Origin of the sequence: Arenimonas sp., from assembly GCF_035721105.1 — a bacterium.
GTDB lineage: Bacteria > Pseudomonadota > Gammaproteobacteria > Xanthomonadales > Xanthomonadaceae > Arenimonas.
The window spans coordinates 1-3,022 of record NZ_DASTNG010000004.1 but is presented as its reverse complement, the minus strand read 5'-3'; the positions used below and the strand labels follow the sequence as shown (position 1 = coordinate 3,022).

The following is a 3,022-nucleotide window of genomic DNA, read 5'->3' as shown; positions in this document are numbered from 1 at the left end:
TGCCGCCGGCCCCGGCGCTGGCGGGCTCGGCCGCGCCGCTGCCGGCCGCGCTGGCGCCGGCGCCGCCGGCGCCCAGCTCGCCGCTGCCCTCGGTGCGCGATTTCCCGCTGGTCCGCCAGGACGGCGGCAAGCCCTGGCCGCGTTCGCCGGTGGTGGCTGGCGACCGTTCGCTGCAGGACTACCTGGTGCGCCATAACGCCATGGCCGCCGGCGGCGGCGTGGGCGGGTTCATGCCCTACGTCGACGTGGTGACCCAGGATGCGGGCGCCGATGCCCCGCCGCCGGAAGCAGGCCGCGAGTGAGGGCCGTCTGGCTGGCGCTGTTGCTGGCGCTCGCTGCACCGCTGCAGGCGGCGGTGGGCGCCACCGACTGGCTGGCGCGGATCGGCCCGGCCCTGCGCGGCCTCGATTACCAGGGCACCCTGGTCTACGTCGCCGGCGGCCGGATGGAAACCGTGCGCGTCTTCCATCGCCGCGACGGTGACCGCGAACGCGAGCGGCTGGTCACGCTGGCCGGTCCGCGCCGCGAGGTGATCCGCGACGGCAGCAAGGTCATGTGCCTCGGCGGCGACGGCCCGCTGGCCTTCGACGTGGGCATGCCCGGGCGCTGGAGCCCGGCCCTGGCCCTGTCCGACGCCGGCGACCTGCCGGGCTACCGGGTGCACCTGGCCGGCAGCGACCGCGTCGCCGGCCACGCCGCCCAGCGCATCGACATCGTCGCCGCGGACGCCTGGCGCTATGGCTATCGCCTGTGGCTCGAGCGCGACACCGGCCTGCCGCTGCGCGTGGACCTGGTCGATGCGGCGGGCGAGGCGGTCGAGCAGGTCGCATTCACTGAACTCTCCCTCGACCAGCGCCCCAGCGATGCCGACCTGGCCCCGTCCTCGGCCGAGGGCCTGGTGCCGCTGGCGCCGCAGGTCGCCGGCCGGACGGTGACGCCCGACTGGCACGTGCCGGTGCCGCCGCCGGGCTTCGCGCTGCGTTCGGCGCGCCGCGACGATGCGGGCCTGCAGCTGCTCTACAGCGACGGCCTGGCCAGCGTGTCGGTCTATGTCGAACGCGCCGACCCGCGCCTGCGCGGCGCCAGCAGCACGCGCCGCGGCGCCGTCCATGCCCACGGCTTCCGCGTCGACGGCTGGCACGTGCTGGCGATCGGCAAGGTCCCGGCCGCGACCGTGGCGCAGCTGGCCCGCACGGTGCGCGCGGTCGACGCCGATGGCTGAGCGCGAGGTCGAAGTGGTCTCGTCGCGCGGCCGGCAGCTGCAGCTGCGCCTGCTGGGCGACCAGTGCGCGGGCTGCCAGGGCGGCTGCGCCGGCCGCTGCAGCCTGTTCGCGACCTCGGCCGCGGGCGAATTCACCTTCGATGCCTCCGACGAGCTCGCGGTCCGGCCGGGCGAGCGCTATCGCCTCGCGCTGGACGACGACGCGCTGCGGCGCGCCGCCTGGCAGGGCTATGGCCGCGCGCTGCTGGGCCTGCTGCTGGGTGCGCTGGCCGGCTACGCGGTGGGTGCGCCATGGCCTGCGGCGCGCGACGCGCTGACCCTCCTTGGCCTGCTGTCGGGAACTTTCCTGGCCGTGCTTGCCTCAAAGCGCCACTTGCCCGCGCCGCGGCTGTTGCCTGCCGCCGGCGCAACTCCCCCACAACGCGAGAGTGAATGCCCATGAGCCTGTCGTTCCGCCACGTCCTTGCCGTCGCCCTGATGCTTCCCGTCGCGACCCTCGCCCCGGTTGCCCGGGCGCAGGAGGCCGCTGCCGCCGAAGCCGCGCCGCTGGTGCAGCTGCCGGACTTCACCCGCCTGGTCGAGCGCACCACGCCGGCCGTGGTCAACATCGAAGCCACCCTCGGCGGTGCCCCGCGCGATGCCGACGCCGAGGCCGCCGGACCGGACAACCCGGCCGGGCCGCCGATGCCCGAGGACATGCCCGAGTTCTTCCGTCGCTTCTTCGGCCAGCCCGGCATGCCCGGTGGCCCCGGACCGGCGCCGCGCAGCGGCGTGTCGCAGGGCTCGGGCTTCATCATCTCGGCCGACGGCTACGTGCTCACCAACCACCACGTCATCGACGGCGCCACCGACATCGTCGTGCGCCTCAACGACCGCAGCGAACTCAAGGCCGAACTGATCGGCAGCGATCCGCTGTCCGACGTGGCGCTGCTGAAGGTCGAGGGCCGCGGCCTGCCGGTGCTGCGCATCGGTGACTCGCGCGGCCTCAAGGCCGGCCAGTGGGTGCTGGCGATCGGTTCGCCGTTCGGCTTCGAGCACTCGGTCACCGCCGGCGTGGTCAGCGGCGTTGGCCGCCGCTCGCTCGATCCCAGCCAGCAGTACGTGCCCTTCATCCAGACCGACGTCGCGATCAACCGCGGCAATTCCGGCGGTCCGCTGCTCAACACGGGCGGCGAGGTGGTGGGCATCAACTCCCAGATCTTCTCCAACTCGGGCGGCTACATGGGCGTCAGCTTCGCGATCCCGATCGAGGTGGCCATGAACGCGGTGCGCCAGCTGCGCGAGACGGGCAAGGTCGTGCGCGGGCAGCTGGGCGTGCGCATCCAGGACGTCGACCGCGAGCGCCTGGCCGAGCTGGGCCTGGATCGCCCGGTCGGTGCCTTTGTCGACTCGGTCGAGAACGGCAGCGCCGCGGCCAAGGCCGGCATCCGCCCGGGTGACGTGATCACGGCCTTCAACGGCCGCGCGGTCGGCCGCTCGGCCGAGCTGCCGCCGATGGTCGGCGCCTTGCCCCCGGGCAGCCGCGCCAGCGTCAGCCTCCGGCGCGACGGCAAGCCGCTGGACCTGGTGGTGACGCTGTCCGCGCTCGACCTGGCAGCCACCGCGCAGGCCCCGGCTGGCCCGGGGGCGTCCCCGGCGCCGGCGGCGGGCAATGCGCTGGGCGTCGTGGTGGAGGCACTGGATGCTTCCGCCCGCGACGCCCTGGGACTCAAGGCGGGCGAGGGCGTGCTGGTCGGCCGCGTGGCCGGGCTGGCGGCCCGCCAGGCCGGCCTGGCCCCGGGCGACGTGATCCTGCAGGTG

Annotated in this window: 4 protein-coding genes; all 4 read left to right on the top strand. The window is 75.0% G+C overall.

Going from position 1 to position 3,022, the window contains the following annotated elements:
- Positions 1-302: hypothetical protein (locus VFQ84_RS00185; protein ID WP_325127961.1), on the top strand; the 302-nt coding region annotated here is incomplete at its 5' end.
- Entirely contained in the window at positions 299-1,222 is a 924-nt protein-coding gene (locus VFQ84_RS00180; RefSeq protein ID WP_325127959.1) for a MucB/RseB C-terminal domain-containing protein, read from the top strand. The genes VFQ84_RS00185 and VFQ84_RS00180, both read left to right, overlap by 4 nt.
- Positions 1,215-1,664, top strand: a complete 450-nt coding sequence (locus VFQ84_RS00175; RefSeq protein ID WP_325127957.1) for a SoxR reducing system RseC family protein — start codon at positions 1,215-1,217, stop codon at positions 1,662-1,664. The genes VFQ84_RS00180 and VFQ84_RS00175 overlap by 8 nt, the downstream gene beginning before the upstream one ends.
- A partial coding sequence (locus VFQ84_RS00170; RefSeq protein ID WP_325127955.1) for a trypsin-like peptidase domain-containing protein occupies positions 1,661-3,022 on the top strand: 1,362 nt, incomplete at its 3' end. The genes VFQ84_RS00175 and VFQ84_RS00170, both read left to right, overlap by 4 nt.

What these genes read in the sequence shown, in the direction of transcription:
- VFQ84_RS00175 (WP_325127957.1), top strand. Translation starts at nt 1,215, where the DNA reads ATGGCTGAGCGCGAGGTCGAAGTGGTCTCGTCGCGCGGCCGGCAGCTG.